At 70.0% G+C, this 22,215-nt stretch carries 16 protein-coding genes; 9 read left to right on the top strand and 7 right to left on the bottom strand.

Translation table 11 applies throughout. From position 1 onward, the window contains the following. The first annotated feature begins 163 nt into the window (after positions 1-163). The 6 genes from QI554_RS39270 to QI554_RS39245 all read left to right on the top strand — a co-directional run bounded on the left by QI554_RS39270 (position 164) and on the right by QI554_RS39245 (position 9,142). A complete protein-coding gene (locus QI554_RS39270; protein WP_281477496.1) occupies positions 164-1,306 on the top strand; it encodes an LLM class flavin-dependent oxidoreductase in 1,143 nt (380 codons plus the stop codon). A gap of 137 nt (positions 1,307-1,443) precedes the next feature. After that, positions 1,444-2,235 (top strand): hypothetical protein, encoded by a 792-nt coding sequence (locus tag QI554_RS39265; protein WP_281477495.1) that lies wholly within the window; start codon positions 1,444-1,446, stop codon positions 2,233-2,235. Between the two features lie 109 nt (positions 2,236-2,344). After that, positions 2,345-2,674 carry a hypothetical protein gene (locus tag QI554_RS39260; protein WP_281477493.1) on the top strand — a complete coding sequence of 110 codons (330 nt, stop codon included), beginning with the start codon at positions 2,345-2,347 and terminating at the stop codon, positions 2,672-2,674. 35 nt (positions 2,675-2,709) lie between these two features. Continuing rightward, positions 2,710-7,482, top strand: a complete 4,773-nt coding sequence (locus QI554_RS39255) for a DUF6531 domain-containing protein (protein ID WP_281477491.1) — start codon at positions 2,710-2,712, stop codon at positions 7,480-7,482. 30 nt (positions 7,483-7,512) lie between these two features. Beyond that, complete coding sequence (locus QI554_RS39250) at positions 7,513-7,944, top strand: hypothetical protein (RefSeq protein ID WP_281477490.1); 432 nt, start codon at positions 7,513-7,515, stop codon at positions 7,942-7,944. Positions 7,945-8,503: 559 nt separating this feature from the next. Continuing rightward, positions 8,504-9,142 carry a LysE family translocator gene (locus QI554_RS39245; RefSeq protein ID WP_281477489.1) on the top strand — a complete coding sequence of 213 codons (639 nt, stop codon included), beginning with the start codon at positions 8,504-8,506 and terminating at the stop codon, positions 9,140-9,142. 18 nt (positions 9,143-9,160) lie between these two features. On the opposite strand, the gene QI554_RS39240 is transcribed toward QI554_RS39245, so the two are convergent. The 6 genes from QI554_RS39240 to QI554_RS39215 form a co-directional block, all read right to left on the bottom strand. Continuing rightward, complete coding sequence (locus QI554_RS39240) at positions 9,161-10,777, bottom strand: glycosyltransferase (RefSeq protein ID WP_281477487.1); 1,617 nt, start codon at positions 10,775-10,777, stop codon at positions 9,161-9,163. Between the two features lie 96 nt (positions 10,778-10,873). Next, the gene (locus QI554_RS39235) at positions 10,874-12,406 is read right to left on the bottom strand and encodes an amino acid permease (RefSeq protein ID WP_281477485.1); all 1,533 of its coding nucleotides are present in this window, start codon (positions 12,404-12,406) and stop codon (positions 10,874-10,876) included. Between the two features lie 208 nt (positions 12,407-12,614). Further along, the gene (gene dxs / locus QI554_RS39230; protein WP_281477483.1) at positions 12,615-14,567 is read right to left on the bottom strand and encodes a 1-deoxy-D-xylulose-5-phosphate synthase; all 1,953 of its coding nucleotides are present in this window, start codon (positions 14,565-14,567) and stop codon (positions 12,615-12,617) included. A 173-nt stretch (positions 14,568-14,740) separates the two neighbouring features. After that, entirely contained in the window at positions 14,741-16,099 is a 1,359-nt protein-coding gene (locus QI554_RS39225) for a sugar ABC transporter permease (protein WP_281477482.1), read from the bottom strand. After that, positions 16,096-16,905, bottom strand: coding sequence for an ATP-binding cassette domain-containing protein (locus QI554_RS39220; RefSeq protein WP_281477481.1), 810 nt, complete (start codon positions 16,903-16,905; stop codon positions 16,096-16,098). Before QI554_RS39220 ends, QI554_RS39225 begins: the two co-directional genes overlap by 4 nt. Positions 16,906-16,919: 14 nt before the next feature. Then, on the bottom strand, positions 16,920-18,071 hold the full coding sequence (locus QI554_RS39215) for a substrate-binding domain-containing protein (protein ID WP_281477479.1): 1,152 nt from the start codon (positions 18,069-18,071) through the stop codon (positions 16,920-16,922). Positions 18,072-18,255: 184 nt separating this feature from the next. Here QI554_RS39215 and QI554_RS39210 point away from each other — a divergent pair, with 184 nt between their 5' ends. The 3 genes from QI554_RS39210 (at position 18,256) to QI554_RS39200 (ending at position 19,360) form a co-directional block, all read left to right on the top strand. Further along, a complete protein-coding gene (locus QI554_RS39210; RefSeq protein ID WP_281477477.1) occupies positions 18,256-18,738 on the top strand; it encodes a hypothetical protein in 483 nt (160 codons plus the stop codon). A 71-nt stretch (positions 18,739-18,809) separates the two neighbouring features. Next, the gene (locus QI554_RS39205) at positions 18,810-19,088 is read left to right on the top strand and encodes a hypothetical protein (RefSeq protein WP_281477476.1); all 279 of its coding nucleotides are present in this window, start codon (positions 18,810-18,812) and stop codon (positions 19,086-19,088) included. After that, positions 19,085-19,360, top strand: a complete 276-nt coding sequence (locus tag QI554_RS39200; RefSeq protein ID WP_281477474.1) for a hypothetical protein — start codon at positions 19,085-19,087, stop codon at positions 19,358-19,360. Before QI554_RS39205 ends, QI554_RS39200 begins: the two co-directional genes overlap by 4 nt. Before the next feature lie 79 nt (positions 19,361-19,439). Here QI554_RS39200 and acnA read toward each other — a convergent pair whose 3' ends face one another. Continuing rightward, positions 19,440-22,151 carry an aconitate hydratase AcnA gene (gene acnA / locus QI554_RS39195; RefSeq protein WP_281477472.1) on the bottom strand — a complete coding sequence of 904 codons (2,712 nt, stop codon included), beginning with the start codon at positions 22,149-22,151 and terminating at the stop codon, positions 19,440-19,442. Positions 22,152-22,215 lie beyond the last annotated feature (64 nt).

The raw sequence follows: 22,215 nt of genomic DNA, 5'->3' as shown, positions 1-22,215 counted from the left end.
GGGCGGGCCTTCGCCCGGCCCGCCCGCGCAAGGCCCGTTCCCCAGTCCCCTGCGTCTCCTGCATCTCATCTGTCCCGTCCGTACTTCCCGCACCCCCACGCGCACCGCCCGCAAGTCGACACGTGCCACCCCGGCCAGCCACGACGACGCGAAAGGCACCGCGATGGAATTCGGAGTGTTCATCCAGGGCTACGTCCCGAACAGCGCCCGAGCCGCCGACCCGGAGGCCGAGCACCACGCGCTGCTGGGCGAGCTCGAACTCGTGAAGGCCGCCGAGGCGGCGGGCTTCAAGTACGTCTGGGTCACCGAGCACCACTTCCTCGACGAGTACTCGCACATCAGCGCGAACGACGTCGTGCTCGGGTACCTCGCGCACGCGACCGAGCGCATCCACCTCGGCTCCGGCATCTTCAACCCGCTGCCGAAGGTCAACCACCCGGCCAAGGTCGCCGAGCGGGTCGCGATGCTCGACCATCTCTCCGGCGGACGCTTCGAGTTCGGGACGGGACGCGGCGCCGGCTCGCACGAGATCCTCGGCTTCCACCCGGGCATGACCGACATGAACGAGACGAAGGCGATCTGGGAAGAGACGATCGCCGAGCTCCCGAAGATGTGGCTCCAGGACCAGTACGAGGGCTTCGAGGGGCGCTTCTGGTCGCTGCCGCCGCGCCGGGTGCTGCCCAAGCCGTACAAGAGGCCGCATCCGCCGATGTGGTACGCGGCGGGCAACACGTCGTCGTACACGATGGCGGCGCGCAAGGGCCTCGGCGTGCTGGGCTTCTCGGTCGGTTCGCCGAGCGAGCTGGAGCCGGTGCTGGCGGCGTACAAGGCCGAGGTGGTGAACGCGGAGCCGGTCGGCGCTTACGTCAACGACAACGTGTTGGTGACCACGAGCGCGATCTGCTTCGAGGACCGCGAGCGCGCCCGCGAGGTGCTGATGCGGCCTCAGAACACCTACCTGCAAAGCCTGGTGTTCCGCTACCACGACACGTTCCCGCACCCGCCGCTGGTGCCGCGGTGGCCCGAGCTGATCCCCGACCCGACGCCCGAGGTGGTCGACTGGATGCTCGGCGAGGGCATGACGGCGTGCGGCGACCCGGACGACGTCCTGCGGCAGTGCCGGCGCTGGGAGAGCGCGGGCGCCGACCAGCTGACCTTCGGACTGCCGGTGGGGCAGACGATCGCGGAGGCCCTGGAGTCGATCAGGCTCATCGGCGAACATGTCATCCCCGAGATCGACACCGACCCGGTGCACCGGACCTCGCGGTTCCGGGACGCCGCGGCGGCCGCCGAGTCGACCGGCTGAGTTGACCGGCTGAGTTGAGCAGCCGAATCGACCGCCCGAGCCGACCGGCCGACAAGTCATCAGATGCTGACAATCACCCGCTTCTGACGTACTGTCAGGCAGACCTCTCCGGATCTCTTCCGTCGAAAAGGAACACGATGGGCTTCAAGGAGTACCCGATCCGCGCGACCGGGATGCTGTTCACCGCGGTCGACCCGGAGCGCGGCCACGAGGTGGAGTACCACCGCTGGTACGAGCGCGACCACTTCTACGCCGGCTGCATGATCGGCCCCGGCATGCTCGCCGGGCGGCGCTGGGTCGCCACCCGCGAGCTGAAGGACCTGCGGTTCCCGGCGGAGAGCGACCTGGTGCCGGCGATCGACGCCGGCTCGTACCTCGCCGTCTACTGGGTCAACGACGGCCAGTGGGACGAGTGGAACAACTGGGCCGTCGAGCAGGTCAACTGGCTGTACTCGAACGACCGCGGGTTCCCCAACCGCATCCACGCGCACACCGGCATGTACCTGCACGACCGCCGCTGGTACCGCGACGAGGACCCGGTGCCGCTCGAGCTCGCCCTCGACCACAACTACCAGGGGCTCGTCTCGCTCGCCGTGCAGCGCGCGGAGGGCGTCTCTGCCGCGGACCTGGAGGCGTGGTTCGACGCGAACCTGCCCAAGTTCCTGGCGGGCACCGCCGTCGAGTCGGTCGCGGCGTGGACCGCCGTCCCGCTCGCCGACGACGCGCCCGCGTTCGTCCCGCGCGACCCGAACGCGGCAACCCGCAGCCTCCAGCTCTACTTCGTCGAGGGCGACCCGCGCGAGAGCTGGGACGGGTTCCGGGCGTGGGCGGAGCAGATCAACGCGTCGGGGATCGGGACGGTGACCTTCGCGGCGCCGTGGATCCCGACGATCCCCGGGCGTGACACGTACACCGACCAGCTCTGGTAAGTACCCGGCCAGCTCTATACAAGAGCTTTGCCCGCAGCCCGCCTGACTGTCTGTCAGGCGGGCTACGGTCGTTTGCGGCTGGAGTGCATGGAATACACGGGGGTGTGACATGGCGGCCGACGGTTTCGCGATTCATCCGGACGATCTGCGTTCCACCGCACCGGCGTTCACGACCGAGGGCGACACGCTGCACAAGGCGTTGACCGCCCTCCAGGCCACGATGGCCGGCCTCGGAGCGCCGTGGGGCGACGACGACCAGGGCAAGGTCTTCGCCAACGGAGACGGCACGAACCCCGGGTTCGTCCCCGCCCAGGAAAGCCTGTTCAAGGCCCTCGGCGTGATGGCGCAGGGCATCGCGAGCATGGACCCGGCGCTGCGCGCGCTGGCGGACAACACGACGGCGCAGGACCAGTCGAACGCTGCCGCGTACAAGCAGTAGCGGTACCGGATTTCGAGAGTCGGGGGACTCGGGTCATGGGTGTTTGGGATGCCGTCGAGGACATGGCGGGCGACGTCGTCGACACGGTCGAGGACGCGGCGGACGCGGTAGGCGGCGCGGTCGTCAGCGTCGGCAAGTCGGTCTACAACGTCACCAAGGAGTTCGCCGAAAAAGTCGAGGAAATGGCCGAGTACGTCCTCAACTTCGCGGACGAAGCACTCGAGAAGGTCATCAAACTCACCGGCATGTACTGGCCCGAGGCCGACGAGGACAAGCTGCGCGAGGCGGCCCGGGCGTACCGCACGATGGCCGACGCGATCGACGGCGTCCGGGGCGCGTCCACGGCGAAGACGCAGTCCGTCACCCAGAACAACCGCGGCCCGGCGATCGACAACCTCGGCAAGTTCTGGGCCCAGTACGACAGTTCCGGCGCCGGATGGCTGCCCGAGACGGCCAAGGCCTGCCACGCCAACGCGGACGCGCTCGACAAGCTCGCCCAACACACCGAGGACACCAAGGACAAGCTCAAGGTCGAGGTGATGGCCGTCGCCGCGACCATCCTCGCGGGCGCGGCGCTGGCGATCGGCACGGGCGGCATCAGCGGCGCGGCCGCCACCGCGGCGGCCGACGGCCTGGTCTCGCTCGCGGCGGGCGTCGGCGTCGAGATGTCAGCCGCGGTCGCCACCATCGTGGCGGGCGCCTTCGTCTACGGCGTCTCCGGCGCCATCGTCGCGGTCACCGTCGACCTCGCCGTCACACAGCCGATCCTGTGGGCGGGCGGCGTCCAGAACGGCATGGACCTGAGCGCGTCCCACCTGCTGTCGGTCGCCGGCACCGGCGCGCTCACGGGCGCCGTCACCGGCGGAGCCGTCGAAGGCATGCCCGCCGCCCTCAGCAAGCTCGAATCGGTCGCGCCCGGCCTCACCTCGATCACCTCCAAGGTGCCGACCGTGCTGGCCTCCCTACCCGGCCAGATGGCCTTCGGCGCCGGGACCACGGCCATGATCGACGCGGCGACCGGCAAGCCGATCACCCTCCAGGACCTCGCCCTGGGCGCGGCCAGCGGCGCCGCCGGCTACGGCGCGGGCAAAGTGGCACCTGGCAAACTCCCGTTCGCCCCCAAAGGCGAACCGATCGACCCCGTCGCCGCGAACAAGACGGCCACACCCGAAGAGGCGCAGAGCACCGCGGGCGACCCGGTCGAGGTCGCCAACGGCGCGATGATCCTCCCCCAGACCGACGTCGCCCTGCCCGGCACACTGCCGCTGGTCCTGACCCGCAAGCACCTGTCCAACTACCGCCGCGGCCGCTGGTTCGGCCGCTCGTGGTCGTCCTGGCTTGACCAGCACCTCGAAGTCGCGGGCGGTCAGGTCGTGTTCGCCGACACCGACGGCAGAATCCTGCACTACCCGACCCCCGAGGCCGGCGAACGCGTCTTCCCCGTCACCGGCTCGACCCTCGCCCTGGCCTGGGACGGCACCCCGGGCGGCGCGTTCGCGGTCGGCGACCAACGCAGCGGCCTCGTCCGCTACTTCGCCAACCCGACCGGCGCCGAACCCGAGATCGGACGCGACGGCCTGATCCTCCCGCTGGTCGCCGTCGCCGACCGCAACGGCAACCAGATCGACATCGTCTACGACGCCGCCGGCGCCCCCACCGAGATCTGGCACAGCGGCGGCTACCGCATAGGCATCGAAACCGAACACGGCCGCGTCACCCGCCTCCGCCTCCGCGACACCCACCCCGAAACCCACATGCGCGACCCCGAACACCCCGACGGGGTAGTCCTGGTCCGCTACGCCTACGACCTCAACGGCGACCTGACCGAGGTCTACAACTCCTCCGACCTCCCCCTGCGCTTCACCTACGACGCGTCAGGCCGCATCACCGGCTGGACCGACCGCATAGGCATGTCCTCGGTCTACGAGTACGACGCGTCGGGCCGGTGCATACGCACAACAGGCAAGGACGGCGTCCTCGACACCCGCTTCACCTACAACGACGCCGAACGCACCACAACGGCGACGAACTCCTTGGGCCACAGCACGATTTACCGCTACAACGCGGCGTACCAGATCACCAGCGAGACGGATCCGCTGGGGAACACCATCCACAAGGAATGGGACGACCGAAACCGCCTGCTCGCATTCACCGACGCGCTCGGCCACCCGACCCGCTTCACCTACGACGATCTCGGATGCGTCACCCGCGCCGAGCGGGCCGACGGCACGACGACCACAGCCACCTACGACGGTTTCGGCAACCCGCTCCTCAGGACCGGGGCCGACGCCACGACATGGACGTACGAGTACGACAACCGCGGCAACCGCACCGCCGTCGTCGACCCGTCCGGTGCCCGCACGGAGTACCAACGCGACCAATGGGGACGCGCGGTCGCCGTCACGGACGCGCTCGGCGGTGTACGGCGCCTCACTCACGACGCGGCAGGGCTGCCTCTCGACATGCGTGACCCGGTCGGCGCCCGCACACGCGTCACCCGTGACGCTTTCGGCCGCCCCTCCCAAGTATCCGACGCCATAGGCGAGACCACTCACAACCGATGGACCATCGAGGGCAAGTCGCTGAGCCGTGTCCGCAACGACGTCGGCGAGCACTGGACGTACGACGCCGAAGGCAACCTGACGGAGTACCGGGACAAGAACGGCGGCCTTCGACTCTACGAGGTCACCCACTTCGACAAACCAGCGGCACGTACCGACCAGAACGGCACCCGCTACGAATTCGGCTACGACACCGAGCTGCGGTTGACCTCGGTCACGAACCCTCTCGGACAGTCCTGGACATACAGCTACGACCCCGCGGGTCGGCTCGTCGCCGAGCGGGACTTCGACGGGCGCGAGGTCGCCTACGGCCTGGACGCCGTCGGCCGTATCGTGGCCCGCGTCAACGGTGCGGGCGAAGAGGTCTCATACGAGCTGGACACGCGCGGCAAAGTCACGCGTCAGATTCATGTCGCCACCGGCCGCGCGACCACGTACACCTACGACACAGCAGGCCGGCTGGTGCACACAGCCAACCCCGACGTCGAACTCACCTTCGAATACGATCTCTTGGGTCGGACCACCGCCGAGGTGTCCAACGGCCGCCGCCTCACGAAGAGCTACGACGCACTCGGACGCCGAATACGTCGCCAGACCCCGTCGGGGCATGTAAGCACGTGGACGTACGACGCCGCAGGCCGCCCCCTCACCCTCGACAGCGCCGGGAACCTCGTCGCTTTCTCCCATGACCTCCTCGGTCGGGAGACCGAACGCCGATTCGGCGACGACGTGACGCTCGCGCAGGAGTGGGACCCCCTGGGCCGACTCGCCGCGCAGTCGATCCGCCGGGGCGCCCCCGTCGACCCGGTCACCGCAGCGCTCAGTCCGGACGCCGGCCCTCGCGAACTCCACCGCCGCACCTACACGTACCGTGCGGACGGCTTCCCCACCACCCATACGGACACTGAGTACGGCACCACCACGTACGACCTCGATCCGGTCGGCCGCGTCACCGCCGTCCACGCGCGGGACTGGACCGAGCGCTATGCCTACGACGCCTTGGGCAACATAGCCCGGGCCGAATGGCCGACAGGACCGTCCCCGGACGACGGGTGCGGCCAAGGAGACCGCCAGTTCTCCGGAACACTGATCCGCCGCGCAGGCCGCACCCACTACGAGCACGACGCCCAGGGCCGGTTGATCCGCCGCACCAAGCGGCTCCTCTCCGGGGCCCGACGCGCCTGGACGTTCGCTTGGGACTCCGACGACCGGCTGACCGCCATGACGGCTCCGGACGGGTCCGAGTGGACGTACATCTACGACCCTTTGTGCCGTCGCACGGCCAAGCGCCGCACATCGGCGACCGCCGGCCCCGCGCAGTGTGAGGAGTTCGTCTGGGACGGCCCGTGCTTAACGGAGACCGTCACCGGCAAAGACGAGACAACGACCTGGGACTTCGCACCCCGAACGCACCGCGCTCTCACCGAGACAGCCGTTTCGCAACCCGTCTCACCGTCGACGCGGACGGACGGTGGATCCGCCTTCCGCGTCATCGTCGCGGACCGCGTCGGGACGCCGACCTCCACGGTCGATGTGAGCGGCACACGAGAGAGCCCTCAGCGGAGCAGCCTCTGGGGTGCCCCCGTGGGCAACGAAACCGGACCGCCACGCAGGGGTTTCGCCGGGCAGCAGGACGACGTCGAGTCCGAGCTCCGCCAGAACTTCTTCCGCTGGTATATCCCGGAGGTCGGCTCCTACGCGAGCCCTGATCCTCTCGGATTCCGCGCGGGACCCAACAACCATTCTTATGTCGGGAATCCGCTCACGGCATTTGATCCGCTCGGCTTGTCGACATACGAGCCGGGACTCAGCACGTACGACGACGCCGTCCTCGCCCAACAGGCCGCGCAGGACCTTCAGGACCTGCGCTTCACCGCCACCAACGACCACTGGGACGCCGGGGTATGGGGAACCACTACGGTCATCGGCGTCCGCGACGCGGCCAGCGGTGACCTGAGTATTCGTACCGGGATCAACGGAGGCGCCACAGAGGCGCCGGACAGTTGGCCGCAATGGGCCAAGGATGCGTTCGCTCCCGGCGAAGGCCACGCCGAGGAGGGAGTGATAAACTCACTCGGCCCCCGCGAATTCGTCGAATTCGGCGGAACGTCGCGCAACATATGCGAAGCGACATGCTATCCCCTCCTGAACCAACGTGGAATCATCGTGGGTGGCCCGGAATTCCCCGGCAATCCGGACAAGACGCCATGGCGGATGTTCTGGAGCGATCCCGACGATCCCGTGTGACGACGAATGAGATCAGACAGGAGAATTCGCATGCCTGCGCACACGATCCAGGTCGGCGACACGGTGAGCCTCGCCTGCCCTCCGGAGGACGCCCGTGTGGCCCGGGTCGCGGGCAGCTATGTGTTCATCGAATGGCCTTGGCGCAGCCCTGATCCGGACTCCCGGAGTCGCTGGAACGGGCAGGTGGCCCTCCCCCGGGATCCCCGCAGTCGCGAGTGGCTGAACACACCCTGGCGGGTCGAGCCCGACAGCGACCTTCTTGAGGTCGGCGACGCATGCCTGGTGGGTATTCCGCCGACACCGGTGGTTGTACAGGAGGTACGCACCTACGATCCGCCCAAGGACACCGGGTGGATTCCTCGGCCGACGCTCGGACTGGCCGTGGTACCGCTCGGCGAGACGGGCGACGAGGCCGGGTATGTGGTCTACGTCGACGGCGCCGAGCCGATCTCCGTGGCGTGAGCCCGGGACGACGACGGCGGGCGGAGCGGCGGCTATGACTTCGTCGACCCGATGCAGTATTCGCATCGCGGGTGGAGCTATGCAGTCTACACGCGCGGGGAGTTGCCGCCGTTCCGGGCGGACCGCGTGGTGTTGAAGGAGTGCCTGCTGCACCTGGCCCAGCGCTGAGTGCCTGACGGCAGGCCCGCCGTCGTCAATCCCGGGACGCCCGCGCAGATGGCGCTGTCGGCCGACGAGGCGGCGCGGGAGCGATGGAAGACATACAGGCAGATCTGCCGACCGAAGGGGTGCCGGGACACGTTGTAGGCCGCGCACGACGGACCGTTCACCGGCGAGGTCGCGTTCGGGCTGGCCTGCGGCGCGATGCTCGGTGCGCAACGCGGTCGTTTGGAACGACCTGAGCCACGGCGCGACGAGCTACATCGACGCGACCAAGCGGCAGCGTGATCTGTGGAAGATCACCGGTTCACCCGACTGGCAGCGGGTCCGTGGCCGACGCCCGCGTGACGGCGTGGAAAAAGCCGTGGCGTGTCGTCGAAGGCCGTGATAGCCCTGGCGCATGATCTCTGCCGGGCAACTTGCCGCCTTTGCCGCTGCTTCGTTTGTGCTGATCATCATTCCCGGGCCGAGTGTGTTGTTCGTGGTCGGGCGGGCGTTGGCGCATGGGCGGCGGACGGCGTTGATGACGGTGGTCGGGGGGACGCTCGGGGCGTACACGCTGGTCGTGGCGGTCGCGTTGGGGCTCGGGTCGGTCGTGGAGCGGTCGGCGACGGTGTTCTGGACGTTGAAGCTGGTCGGGGCCGCGTACCTGATGTATCTCGGGTTCAAGGCGTGGCGGTCGCGGGGTGCGTTGCGGGAGGCGTTCTCGACCGGGGGCTCGGTCGGGCACGGGGCGCTGCGGACGGCGTGGGAGGGCTACACGGTCGGGGTGACCAACCCGAAGACGATCGTGTTCTTTGCCGCCGTGCTGCCGCAGTTCGTCGACCGGGGGCAGGGGCACGTCGCGGTGCAGATGCTGCTGCTCGGGCTGATCTTCTGCGCGATCGGCATCGTGTCGGACATGGTGTGGGGCCTGGCGGCGGCCGGTGCGCGGGACTGGTTCGCGAACTCGCCGCGGCGTACGTCGATGGTGGGCGGCGCGGGCGGGCTGTCGATGATCGCGCTGGGGGTCACGATCGCTGTCACGGGGCGGGAGTAGCGACCGTCGGCGGCACGGTCAGGGCGTGATGCGGCGGTAGATGACCGTTGAGCCGCTGCGGGCGACTTCGCGGTAGTTGGTGCGGAGGAACTCCTCGAAGCGGGGGATGCGTTCGGGGCGGTACGGGGCGTGGCCGGAGTCGTCGACGACGAGGGTCGGGCGGGTGCGGGTGACGTCGGCGGTGAACTGGGCCCAGGCTCCGGGGACCGCGTACGACTGGCCGACCTGGTCGGGTGGGCGGCCGCCGGCGAAGTTGGTGAGGAAGCCTGCGGTCAGGAAGCGGGTCGCGGGCGGGCGTTCCGCGTAGTAGTAGACGGTCGGGTTCATGCCCCAGACGAGCAGCGGCTGGTCGGGGCGGGTCTGAGCGCGGATCGTGGCGGCGACGTCGCGGATGTGGTCGAGGCGGGCCTGCGGCCAGGTCAGGGCGAGGGTCGTGAAGACCGCGGTGGAGAGCAGCGCGTACGCCGCGACGTAGCGCATCCGCAGCGCGCCCCGGGCCACGCCGCCGACGCCCAGCACGACGAGTGGCGGCAGCAACTGCAGGTAGTAGTGCCCGAAGAAGCGCGTCCCCGCGGCGACGGCCACGGCGGAGACGGCGAGCCACAGCCACAGGTCGGCGTCCGCGCGGGTACGGCGGCCGCGCCAGGCCGCCCAGACGAGGGGTAGTCCGGCCGCCACGACGATCCCGAGGTTGCCGGACGCCCGGGCCAGCGCCTGCAACCAGCCGCCGTTGAGCGAGGCGTAGCCGCTGGAGGCGGTGACCACCCAGAAGAGGAATCGTCCGGCGCCGAACAGCGGCGCGATGAGGGCGACGGGGAGGACGGCTCCGAGCAGCAGGCGGCCCAGTGCGGCGTGGGTGTTGAGGAACTTGCGGACGCGGCCCGGCGTGGTGCGGGCGCTGAGGAACTCATGGACGCGGCCCGGCACGGCGCGGGCGCTGAGGAACTCATGGACGCGGCCCGGCACGGCGTGGGTGCGCGAGTGCGGCCCTGGGGTGGTTTCCGGCCCCGCGCCGGGCCGGTCACGCTGACCGGACCTCTCGCACTTTCGCCCGCCGGACACCCCGGCGCGCCACGCCATGTACGCCACCGGCAGCAGCACCGCCGCGCCGGACTGCTTTGTCAGTGCCGCCGCCGCGACGGCGACGCCTGCCCAGCCGTAGCGGCCCCGGTCCGCGAGGACCAGGGCGGCTGCGGTGGCCGGGAGTATGAACACCTCGAAGTTCGCCGCCTGGGCGTCGGGCGGGGCGAGGCCGATGCTGGCGACGAGGTAGAGCAGGCCGGCGGCGAGCCCGGCCGGGCGACCGTAGCGGCGTGCGGCGAGCATGAGCAGCAGGCCGGCCGTCGCCGTGTGCGCGCCGACCGCGAGCAGCTTGACGGGCCACAACGCGGTCGGCCCGAAGACCTGGAAGACCGCCGTGTAGAGGTACGGCAGCGCTGGAGGCTTCCGGTCGACGACGCCGGTGTAGAGGTCGGCGCCCGCCCCGAGCATGCGGGCCTGCGTGGCGAGGAAGCCCTCGTCGGGGTTCCAGAACGCCCGTAGGAACGACGGGACGTGGGTCGCCGCGGCCACCGCGAGCAGGAGGAGGGCCGAGGGCAGGGGGCGAAGCGCGACGCGTCGCACGCGACCAAGCACGTCGCCACGCTAGCGGAACAGCCGACAAACCGGGCAAATCGCATTGTCGGATGGTGCTACCGATGCCACGCCGACCCGCCGTCAGACGGAAGCGGCCTAGGCCGGCGGGCCCGTGGCGCCCGGCGGGGCGACGCCCGTCGGCTCGTCGTCGAGGCGGCTGTGCCGGCGGCTGTAGCCGAAGTAGAGGACGAAGCCGAGCACCATCCAGACCAGGAAGCGCCACCACGTCTCGACCGGCAGGTTGATCATGAGCCACAGGCAGGCCAGCACCGAGGCGATCGGCAGCCACGGCACCAGCGGGGTGCGGAAGGAACGCGGCAGGTCGGGGCGGGTCCGGCGGAGGATGATGACGCCGATCGCCACGACGATGAAGGCGAACAGCGTCCCGATGTTGACCAGTTCGGCGAGTTGCTTGAGCGGGATGACACCCGCCACGCCCGCGACGACCAGGCCGAGGGCGATCGTCGACCGGTAGGGCGTCCGGTACTTCGGGTGGGTCTCGCTGAAGAACCGCGGGATGAGGCCGTCGCGGCTCATCGCGAAGAAGACCCGGCTCTGGCCGAGCAGCATGATCATCGTGACGGAGGTCAGGCCGGCGACCGCGCCGATGTTGACGACCCACGCCCAGCCGCCGTGCCCGACCGCCTTGAAGGCGTCCGACAGCGGCGCCGAGATCGACAGCTCGGTGTAGTTCTGCATGCCGGTGACGACGATCGACACCGCGACGTACAGCACCGTGCAGATGCCCAGCGAGCCCAGGATCCCGATCGGCAGGTCGCGCTGCGGCCTGCGGGTCTCCTCGGCGGCGCTCGCGACGATGTCGAAGCCGATGAACGCGAAGAACACCGTGGCGGCGCCGAAGAAGATGCCCATCACGCCGAACGTCGACGGCTCGAACGGGGTCAGCCATTCGATGAGCGGCTGCTTGAGCCCCCCGGTGCCCGCCCCTGACGGCTGCTTGGGCGGGATGAACGGCGTGTAGTTGTCGGCCTTCACGAAGAACAGCCCCGCGAAGATGACGATCAGCACGACCGCCACCTTGATCGCCACGATCAGTGCGGTCAGCCGCGACGACAGCTTGACGCCGAAGACCAGGATCGCGGTCAGCAGCAGCACCAGCAGCGCGGCCGGCAGGTTGAAGCCCCAGTCCGCGTCGGTGCCGCCGTTGATGGCGTTGGGCAACGTGATGTCGGCGGACGACAGCAGCGACTGCACGTACCCCGACCAGCCGACCGCGACCACCGCCGCGCCGAGCGCGAGTTCGAGGATGAGGTCCCAGCCGATGATCCACGCCGGCAGCTCGCCGATCGACGTGTACGCGAAGGTGTACGCCGATCCGGCGACCGGCACCGTCGAGGAGAACTCGGCGTAGCACAGCGCCGCCAGCCCGCACACGATGCCGCTGACCACGAACGACAGCGCGACCGCGGGCCCCGCCGTGTTGCGCGCCACGGTGCCGGTCAGCACGAAGATGCCGGTGCCGATGATGACGCCGACACCGAAGACCGTGAGGTCGAGCGCGGACAGCTCGCGTTTGAGTCCGTGCTCCGGGTCCTCGGTGTCGCGGATCGACTGCTCGACGCTCTTGGTCCGGAACGGACCCGGCCGCGGGGGACTCGACGTGCTCATCGGTGCACCACCTCCCGATCCCGCTTCGGGCACACGAGATCAGGGTCATGATTAACCGATATGTCGCGCTTCAGTCCGGTCTTCTCCCGGCGCGTCCGGGTGAATCGGGTGGAGCGGGTCAATCGGCGGGCCGCGAAACGCCGATCGGCCCCGCACCCGGCCGGAACCGGGTGCGGGGCCGACCCGCGCTCACATCAGCCCGACGGCCTCACGAGGCCGGCTGCGGCTCCTCGCCCTCGCGCTGCACCGCCGCGCCCTCCGCGCCGGTCAGCCGCGCGACCTCCTCGACGACCTTGCGCGAGATGTCCTGCGCGTTGAGCCCGATGCGCTCCAGGATCACGCCCGGCTTGGCGTGGTCGAGGAACTCCTGCGGGATGCCGAAGTCGCGCAGCGGCACGTCCACGCCCGCGTCGCGCAGCGCCTGCGCGATCGCCGCGCCCACGCCGCCGGTGCGCCCGTTGTTCTCGATCGTGACGACGACGCGGTGCCGCGCCGCCAGACCCGGCAGCTCCGGGTCGACCGGCTTGACCCAGCGCGGGTCCACCACGGTGGCCACGATGCCCTGGTCGGCGAGCCGGTCGGCGACCTCGACGCCGATCTCGGCCATCGCGCCGACGGTGACGATCAGCACGTCGCCGCCCTCGCCGCCGCCGTTGCGCTCGGGACCGGTGCGGCGCAGCACGTCCATGCCGCCGATCCGGCCGACCGCGGGGATCTCCGGGCCGACGACGCCCTTGGCGAACCGCACCACGGTCGGCGCGTCGTCCACCTCGACGGCCTCGCGCAGCTGCATGCGCACCTGCGCCGCGTCGCGCGGGGCGGCGAGCCGCAGCCCCGGCACGATCTGCAGGAGCGACATGTCCCACATGCCGTTGTGGCTCGCCCCGTCGTCGCCGGTGACGCCGGCGCGGTCGAGCACGAAGGTCACGCCGCACTTGTGCAGCGCGCAGTCCATGAGCACCTGGTCGAACGCGCGGTTCAGGAACGTCGCGTACACCGCCACGACCGGGTGCAGCCCGCCGAGCGCGAGGCCCGCCGCCGAGGTGACGGCGTGCTGCTCGGCGATGCCGACGTCGAACGTGCGGTCCGGGTAGGCCGCGGCGAACTTGTGCAGGCCGACCGGGATCAGCATGGCCGCGGTGATGCCCACCACGTCCTGCCGCTCGGCGCCGATCTTCACCATCTCGTCGGCGAACACCGAGGTCCACGACTCGCCGGCGGCCTTGGCGACCGGCAGGCCGGTCTCCGGGTTGATGACGCCGACCGCGTGGAACTGGTCGGCCTCGTCGTTGCGCGCCGGGTCGTAGCCGCGGCCCTTCTGGGTGAGCGCGTGCACGATGACCGGGCCGCCGAAGCCGCGGGCGCGGCGCAGCGCGGTCTCCAGCTGCTCGGGGTCGTGGCCGTCGACCGGACCGATGTACTTGAGGCCGAGGTCCTCGAAGAGGCCCTGCGGCGCGACGAAGTCCTTCAGGCCCTTCTTGGCGCCGTGCAGGATGTCGTACACCGGGCCGCCGACGACCGGCGTGCGGCCGAGGACGCCCTTGCCCCAGTCGAGGAACCGCTCGTAGCCGCGCGTGGTGCGCAGCGTCGCGAGGTGGTTGGCGAGGCCGCCGGTGGTCGGGGCGTAGGAGCGCTCGTTGTCGTTGACGACGATGATGACCGGGCGGTCCTTGGCGGCGGCGATGTTGTTCAGCGCCTCCCAGGCCATGCCGCCGGTAAGCGCGCCGTCACCGATGACCGCGACGACGTGCCGGTCGTTCAGGCCGCGGATCTGGTACGCCTTGGCGAACCCGTCGGCGTACGACAGCACCGTCGAGGCGTGTGAGTTCTCGATCACGTCGTGCTCGGACTCCGCCTGACTCGGGTAACCCGAGACGCCGCCCTCCTGGCGGAGCTTGGAGAAGTCGTGCCGGCCGGTGACGATCTTGTGGACGTACGACTGGTGCCCGGTGTCCCACAGGATCTTGTCGCGCGGCGAGTCGAAGACCCGGTGGAGGGCGAGGGTCAGCTCGACGACCCCCAGGTTGGGTCCCAGGTGACCGCCTGTGCGAGAGACGGAGTCCACCAGGAATTCGCGGATCTCGCCGGCGAGCACGGTGAGCTGCTCCGGGGAGAGTGCCTTGAGATCACGGGGTCCTCGAATGCTCTCCAGCAGGCCCACCCGTACCTCCTCAATCGGTCTTTCGCGGTTCTCGCCCGTCCCCGAGGCGGGAAACGCGCTTATCGAGTCTAGACGCGGGACAGGGTGCTCCCGGTTCGCCTTCGCCCTTATCCCCGCTTTACGCGTAGTCACCCGCGCCCGGCGACCCGGGCGCGGGGCGAACGCGCCGGGTGTCAGGCGCGGCCGCTCGCCTTCTGGCTGCGCCGCGACACGGAGTCGAGGACCACCGCGGCGAGCAATACCGCACCGGTGATCATCAGTTTGACGGACGAGTTCACGGATTGCAGGTCCATGCCCGAGGAGATCGAGCCGATGACCAGCATGCCGAGCAGTGCCGAGTACGTGGATCCGCGGCCGCCGAACAGGCTGGTGCCGCCGATGACCGCGGCGGCGATGGCGTTGGTCAGCACGTCGCCGCTGCCGGTGCTCTGGCCCGCGGACACGATGCGCGAGGCCGCGAACACGCCGCCGAGCGCGGCCATCATCGAGCAGATCATGAAGACCGAGATCCGGATGAACGACACGTTGACGCCGGCGCGGCGGGCCGCCTCGATGCCGCCGCCGACCGCGTAGATCTGCCGGCCGTAGCGGGTGCGGCGCAGCACGATGTCGCCGACGATCACGAAGCCGAGGAAGATCAGCAGCGCGAGCGGCGTGCCCTTCCACTGGTTGAGCACGTAGGCGACGACGAAGGCGATGACCGCGAGGAGGCCGGTGCGCAGCGCGAGGTCCTGGACGGGGACGACGGCGAGGCCCGCGTCCCGGCGGCGCCGGTACTCGAGGTAGCGGCTGACGGCGTACAGCCCGACCAGCACGGCGGCGATCACGTAACCGACGATCACCTGGTCGAAGTAGTAGCTGGTCAGCTTGTGGATGGTGCCGCCGTAGCGCAGGTTGATGGTGCCCTGGTCGCCGAGGACGTACAGCTGGAGGCCCAGCCAGCCGATGAGGCCGGCGAGGGTGACGACGAAGGCGGGGACGCCGACCTTGGCGAAGAAGAAGCCCTGGATGAGGCCGATCCCGAGGCCCACGCCCATCGCGGCGAAGATCGAGGCGAGGTCGCCCCAGCCGTGGTTGATGTTGAGGACGGCGAGCAGTGCGGCGGCCAGGCCGCTGACCGAGCCGATGGACAGGTCGATCTCGCCGAGCAGCAGGACGAAGACGATGCCGACCGAGATGAGGCCGGTCGAGGCGATCTGGACCGACAGGTTCGACAGGTTCTGCGCGGACAGGAACCGGTCGTTGAGCGACCAGAACACGATCCAGATCACGATGAGGCCGAAGATGACCGGCAGCGAGCCGAGTTCGCCGCCGCGCACACGCCGTTTGAACTCCGACAGGTAGCCGCCGAAGCCCTGCTGGCGCATCACCAGCCGCGGGTCGACCTGGGACACCGCGGCGGACGGCGGGACGACGCTGCCGCTCGGCTCGGGCTGCTCCGGGCCGCCGGGGGTGACCGGGGGCTCGGGGACGTCGAGGGGGCGCTCGGGGTCGACGCCGCCGCTGCCGCCACCAGGGGGCTGATCGGTCATGACTGGTCACCCCTGTCCTCGCCGCTCTTGCGGGCCTGCCGCCGCGTCACCACGTTGTCGATGGCGCCGGTGATCGCCGCGAGCAGGTCCTCGCGCGACACGGTCCGCCGGTCGAACACGCCGTTGTTGCGGCCGAGCCGCAGCACCGCGATCCGGTCGGCGACGGCGAACACGTCGTCGAGGTTGTGGCTGATGACGATCACCCCCAGGCCCCGGTCCCGCAGCCGTTCGATCAGGTCCAGGACCTGCGCGGTCTGCTCGACGCCGAGCGCCGCGGTCGGCTCGTCCAGCAGCACGACCTTGGGGTCGCCGAGCAGCGACCGCGAGATCGCGACGGTCTGCCGCTGGCCGCCGGACAGCGACGCGACCGGGATCCGGACGCTGGGGATCTTCACCGACAGCGTGGTCAGCAGCTCGGTGGCCTGCTTCTCCATGCCCACCTCGTCCAGCGCGATGCCGCGCATCAGCTCGCGGCCGAGGAAGAGGTTGGCGACCACGTCGAGGTTCTCGCACAGCGCGAGGTCCTGGTAGACGGTCGCGATGCCGAGCGCCTGCGCGTCGTGCGGCTTGGCGACGGCGACCGGGCGCCCCTCCCACGTGAGCGTGCCGCTGTCCGGCGGGCCGACGCCCGCGATCACCTTGATCAGGGTCGACTTGCCCGCGCCGTTGTCGCCGACCAGCGCGACCACCTCGCCCGCGCGGACGTCCAGGTCGACCTCGGAGAGCGCCTGGACGGCGCCGAAGCGCTTGGAGACGCCGCTCAGCGCCAGAACGGGGGTGCCCGAGGAGTCGGCCGTGTCCGCCATGCCGCTCAGCCCCCTCAGGTCAGCCCCGCGGCCTTGCACGCCGCGGCGTAGTCGGGCGTGCAGATCTCCGCGACCGAGTAGTACGGCGGCTTCGCCACGGTGTCCTTGACGTTGGACTTGGTGACCGGCTGCGGGTTGAGGATGATCGCGCTGACGTCGAGCGTGCCGTTGTTCTTCGTCGTGAGGTCGCCGGAGAACTTCTTGCCGGTGGCCGCCGCGACCGCCATGTCGGCCGCGGTGTCGGCCTCGGGCTGGTACGGCTTGAACACCGTCATGTACTGGTCGCCGGTGAGGATCCGCTGGATCGCGGCGAGCTCGGCGTCCTGCCCGGTGACCGGCGGCACGGGGTTGAAGTTCGCCGCCTTGAGCGCCGCGATCACACCGCCCGCCATGCCGTCGTTGGCCGAGTAGGCGCCGATCACCTTGCCGGGGCCGCCGAGCGCGGTGATGGCCTGCTCGGTCTCGCTCTGCGCCTTGTCGTTCGACCAGTCCGGGGTGTCGTACTCACGGCCGATGACCACCTGGTTGTCGAGCACGGAGTGCGCACCGCTCTTGAACTCGCCGGCGTTGGGGTCGGTCGGCGAGCCGTTGATCATGATGATCGAGCCGCGCTTGGGGTCGCCGCCCTTCTTGAGGCCCTCGAGGAGCGAGGTGCCCTGGATCTTGCCGACGGTCGTGTTGTCGAACGACACGTAGCCGTTGATCGGTCCCTGGGCGAGGCGGTCGTACGCGATGACCGGGACGCCCTTGGCCTTGGCCGAGTCGACGATGGCCGCGGCCGCCTTGGTGTCGACGGCGTCCAGCACCAGGACGTTGACGCCGTTGGTGAGCATGGCCTCGGCCTGCTGCTGCTGGGTGCTGGCCTGCTGCTGCGCGTTGGCGTACTGCACCTCGCACTTGGGGCACAGCGTGCGCATCTTCTGCTCGAAGAACGGCTTGTCGAACTTCTCGTAGCGGGCCGTCTTGTTCTCGGGCAGCAGCAGGCCGACCTTGAACCCCTTGTCGACGGTGACGCCGGTACCGCCGCTGGCCCCGGAGCTCGCCCCGCCACCGCCGGACGACTCCTTCGCGCTGCCGCACGCGGCGGCGCCGAGCACGAGGACGGTCGCGGCGCCGAGCGCCGCGGTGCGGCGGGCAAGGCCGCGGGATCGAAGCACCGTCTTCACGGAGGCCTCCCTGGGGGCTGCGGACGCAGAGGTTCAGGTGAGGCGGGTTCCCGGCCGCGAGGGAAAGAGTGATAAATAGCACTAATTGCACTCTTTTAGCGGAGTCTTTGCCTGGAATCCGCGACGCGCCCCAGACCAAGATCAACAGTGCATGATCGATCGCCGGAGAGGCATACTCGAACATATGAGCGATAGGGCCGACCCGACACCCCGCCCGGCATGGGAGCGCCCGGGGCGCTTCGAGCGTGCCGCGGGCGTGGACGGCGCCCATCCGGCCGACGGAGGCGGCCGTACGGGGCAGGACGGCGTCGCCCCGCCCGGCTGGCCGCGCGGTGTGCGCCCGCCCGGCGTCGACGGCTGGGAGGAGACCGCCGTCCGGTGGCTCTACGAGCTCGTCCCGCCCGGCTACCGGCGCCACGAGGTGCTGCGCCGCCATCCCCCGCTGCTCGCCCGCATGGCCCGCCAGCACGTCACCGCGGCCCTCCAGGCGGCCCGCTACGGCTACAGCACCGCCCGCCTCGACCTGCGCGACCGCGAGGACGTCAACACGATCGAGGCGCTGCTCCGCGCCTACGAGTACGAGGGCGCCCGCGCCGCCGCCCTCGAACGCGAGGTCACCCTGGTCGAGGAGGCACTGATCGGCAAGCGCTGGAACCCGCGCCTCTGACCCGACCACCCGTTCGGACGATCCCTGCCGAAGGCATGCCCTCGACGTCCGAAAGTTCGTAGTCTGAGGCTATGAGCACTGCACACGACGAGCCGCATCACACCGACCCGCGGCTGCCCGAAGTGCGCACCATCGCCGACCTCCGCAGAGCGCTCGGCCGCTACGGCTTTCCGGGTGACCGCGAACGGTTTGACCGGGACCTCAGCGCGGCCGTAGAGGCATCGCCGGTCGGCGATCTGGGCGAGGTCGCGCGGGTCGTGACCGCCTATCGGCATCGGCTCCTGATCCGCGACTCCCCGGAGATCATGGCCGCGCTGGAAAGCGCCCGGCCCCCGGGGTGGACCGAGTGACCGTCCCGTTAGAGGAGTCGGAACCCGCCAAGCATTCGTTTGCCCAGCTGTCCCCCGGTGAACAGGCGGTCGCGGCGGCCGCCCTGGACAGGATCCGCCAGGACCCGCGCATCGGCGACGAGATCCCCGGCTGGCGAGAGCCGATGATCGAGTACACCTACACGACCTGCCTCGCGCCCGACTCGGCCGAGGCGGTCACGCTCGTGTACCAGTACACGCCGGGCTTCGGCGTCACTGTCGTCTACTACTTCCGCGACCCGCTGCTGCTCTGAGAGACCACCGCCCGCGAACGCCGCGAGGCCGGCCCCGTCCGGGGCCGGCCTCGCGAACTGTCCGTTATTGCGCGTCAGCTCACTTGCCGACGAGCGAGCGGAGCACGTACTGCATGATGCCGCCGTTGCGGTAGTAGTCCGCCTCGCCGGGGGTGTCGATGCGGACGACCGCGTCGAACTCCACGCCGGTGTCGGTGGAGACCTTCACCGTCTTGGGGGTGCGGCCCTCGTTGAGCTCGGTGACGCCGGTGATCGAGAAGGTCTCGGTGCCGGTCAGGCCCAGCGAGTCGGCGGTGTGGCCGGCCGGGAACTGCAGCGGGACGACGCCCATGCCGATCAGGTTCGAGCGGTGGATGCGCTCGTACGACTCGGCGATCACGGCCTTGACGCCCAGCAGCGAGGTGCCCTTGGCCGCCCAGTCGCGCGACGAGCCCGAGCCGTACTCCTTGCCCGCGAGCACGACCAGCGGGACGCCCGCGGCCTGGTAGTTGACCGACGCGTCGTAGATCGTCGACACGGGGCCGTCGGCCTGCGTGAAGTCACGCGTGAAGCCGCCCTCGGTGCCCGGCGCGATCTGGTTGCGCAGGCGGATGTTCGCGAACGTGCCGCGGATCATCACCTCGTGGTTGCCGCGGCGCGAGCCGTACGAGTTGAAGTCCTTGCGCTCCACGCCGTGGTCCGCGAGGTACGTGCCCGCCGGGCTGTCGGCCTTGATGTTGCCGGCCGGGGAGATGTGGTCGGTGGTGACCGAGTCGCCCAGCTTGGCCAGCACGCGGGCGCCGGAGATGTCGGTGACCGGGGTCAGCTCCATCTTCATGCCCTCGAAGTACGTGGGCTTGCGCACGTACGTCGACTGCGGGTCCCACTCGAAGGTGTCGCCCGTCGGCACCTCCAGCGACTGCCAGCGGTGGTCGCCCGCGAACACGTCGGCGTAGGAGGTGGTGAACATGTCCTGGTCGATCGAGGACGCCACCGTGTCCGCGACCTCCTGGTCGGACGGCCAGATGTCCGCGAGGTACACGGCCTTGCCGTCGGCGTCGACGCCGAGCGGCTCGGTGGTGATGTCGAGGTCCATCGAGCCGGCGATCGCGTACGCGACGACCAGCGGCGGCGACGCCAGGTAGTTCATCTTGACGTCCGGGTTGATCCGGCCCTCGAAGTTGCGGTTGCCGGACAGCACCGACACCGCGGCCAGGTCGTGCGCGTTGATCGCGGCGGAGACCTCCTCGGGCAGCGGGCCCGAGTTGCCGATGCAGGTCACGCAGCCGTAGCCGACCAGGTTGAAGCCCAGCTTCTCCATGTACGGGAGCAGGCCGGCCTTCTCGTAGTAGTCCATGACGACCTTGGACCCGGGCGCCAGCGTGGTCTTGACCCACGGCTTGACGGACAGGCCGCGCTCGACGGCCTTCTTCGCCAGCAGCGCCGCGCCGAGCATGACCGACGGGTTCGAGGTGTTGGTGCACGAGGTGATCGAGGCGATCACGACGGCGCCGTGGTCGATCTCGTACGACGTCCCGTCGGGGGCGGTCACCGACGTCGGCTTGGACGGCCGCACGCCGTTGGCCGGCGCGTCGGAGGCCGGGAAGGACTCCTTGCCCGCCTCGTCGGCCTCGGCGACGTAGTCCGGCAGCGCGGCGCGGAACTTGGCCTTGGCCTCGGACAGCACGACGCGGTCCTGCGGGCGCTTCGGGCCGGAGATGGACGGGACGACCGTGGCGACGTCGAGCTCGAGGTACTCGGAGTACTCGGCCTCACGCGACGGGTCGTGCCACAGGCCCTGCTCCTTGGCGTACGCCTCGACGAGCGCGAGCTGCTGCTCGGGACGACCGGTCAGGCGCAGGTAGTTGATCGTCTCGCCGTCGATCGGGAAGATCGCGCAGGTCGAGCCGAACTCCGGCGACATGTTGCCGAGCGTGGCGCGGTTGGCCAGCGGCACCGCGCCGACGCCGTCACCGTAGAACTCGACGAACTTGCCGACCACGCCGTGCTTGCGCAGCATGTCGGTGATCGTGAGCACGAGGTCGGTGGCGGTGACGCCGGGCTGCAGCTTGCCGGTCAGCTTGAAGCCGACGACGCGCGGGATGAGCATCGAGACGGGCTGGCCGAGCATCGCGGCCTCGGCCTCGATGCCGCCGACGCCCCAGCCGAGCACGCCGAGGCCGTTGACCATCGTGGTGTGCGAGTCGGTGCCGACGCAGGTGTCCGGGTAGGCCTGGCCGTTGCGGACCATGACCGTGCGGGCGAGGCGCTCGATGTTGACCTGGTGCACGATGCCGGTGCCGGGCGGCACGACGGCGAACTCGTTGAACGCGGTCTGGCCCCAGCGCAGGAACTGGTAGCGCTCCTTGTTGCGGCCGTACTCGATGTCGGTGTTGATCTCGAACGCGTCGGGGCGGCCGAAGACGTCCGCGATGACCGAGTGGTCGATGACCATCTCGGCGGGCGCGAGCGGGTTGATCTTGGCCGGGTCGCCGCCCAGCTCCTTGACGGCCTCGCGCATGGTGGCGAGGTCGACGACGCACGGAACGCCGGTGAAGTCCTGCATGATCACCCGGGCGGGGGTGAACTGGATCTCCTCGCTGGGCTCCGCGGACGGGTCCCAGCCGCCGAGCGCCCGGATGTGGTCGGCGGTGATGTTCGCGCCGTCCTCCGTACGCAGGAGGTTCTCCAGGAGGATCTTCAGGCTGTACGGAAGGCGGGCGCTGCCCTCCACCTTGTCCAGCTTGAAGATCTCGTACGACTCGTCACCTACGTTCAGCGTGGTGCGGGCGTCGAAGCTGTTCGCGGACACGACGTCTCCTACAGGTATCTCGATGTCGAGAGAACTCTACTCTACGCCTCCGGAAGCGGCCGAC

The organism is Yinghuangia seranimata (assembly GCF_029953285.1).
Taxonomy (GTDB): Bacteria; Actinomycetota; Actinomycetes; order Streptomycetales; family Streptomycetaceae; genus Yinghuangia; species Yinghuangia seranimata.
This window is presented reverse-complemented; position numbering and strand designations above follow the sequence as displayed.

What these genes read in the sequence shown, in the direction of transcription:
- QI554_RS39220 (WP_281477481.1), bottom strand. Translation starts at nt 16,905, where the DNA reads ATGGCGGACACGGCCGACTCCTCGGGCACCCCCGTTCTGGCGCTGAGC.
- QI554_RS39235 (WP_281477485.1), bottom strand. Translation starts at nt 12,406, where the DNA reads ATGAGCACGTCGAGTCCCCCGCGGCCGGGTCCGTTCCGGACCAAGAGC.
- QI554_RS39260 (WP_281477493.1), top strand. Translation starts at nt 2,345, where the DNA reads ATGGCGGCCGACGGTTTCGCGATTCATCCGGACGATCTGCGTTCCACC.
- QI554_RS39245 (WP_281477489.1), top strand. Translation starts at nt 8,504, where the DNA reads ATGATCTCTGCCGGGCAACTTGCCGCCTTTGCCGCTGCTTCGTTTGTG.
- QI554_RS39255 (WP_281477491.1), top strand. Translation starts at nt 2,710, where the DNA reads ATGGGTGTTTGGGATGCCGTCGAGGACATGGCGGGCGACGTCGTCGAC.
- QI554_RS39270 (WP_281477496.1), top strand. Translation starts at nt 164, where the DNA reads ATGGAATTCGGAGTGTTCATCCAGGGCTACGTCCCGAACAGCGCCCGA.
- QI554_RS39250 (WP_281477490.1), top strand. Translation starts at nt 7,513, where the DNA reads ATGCCTGCGCACACGATCCAGGTCGGCGACACGGTGAGCCTCGCCTGC.
- QI554_RS39205 (WP_281477476.1), top strand. Translation starts at nt 18,810, where the DNA reads ATGAGCACTGCACACGACGAGCCGCATCACACCGACCCGCGGCTGCCC.
- QI554_RS39210 (WP_281477477.1), top strand. Translation starts at nt 18,256, where the DNA reads ATGAGCGATAGGGCCGACCCGACACCCCGCCCGGCATGGGAGCGCCCG.
- QI554_RS39225 (WP_281477482.1), bottom strand. Translation starts at nt 16,099, where the DNA reads ATGACCGATCAGCCCCCTGGTGGCGGCAGCGGCGGCGTCGACCCCGAG.
- QI554_RS39265 (WP_281477495.1), top strand. Translation starts at nt 1,444, where the DNA reads ATGGGCTTCAAGGAGTACCCGATCCGCGCGACCGGGATGCTGTTCACC.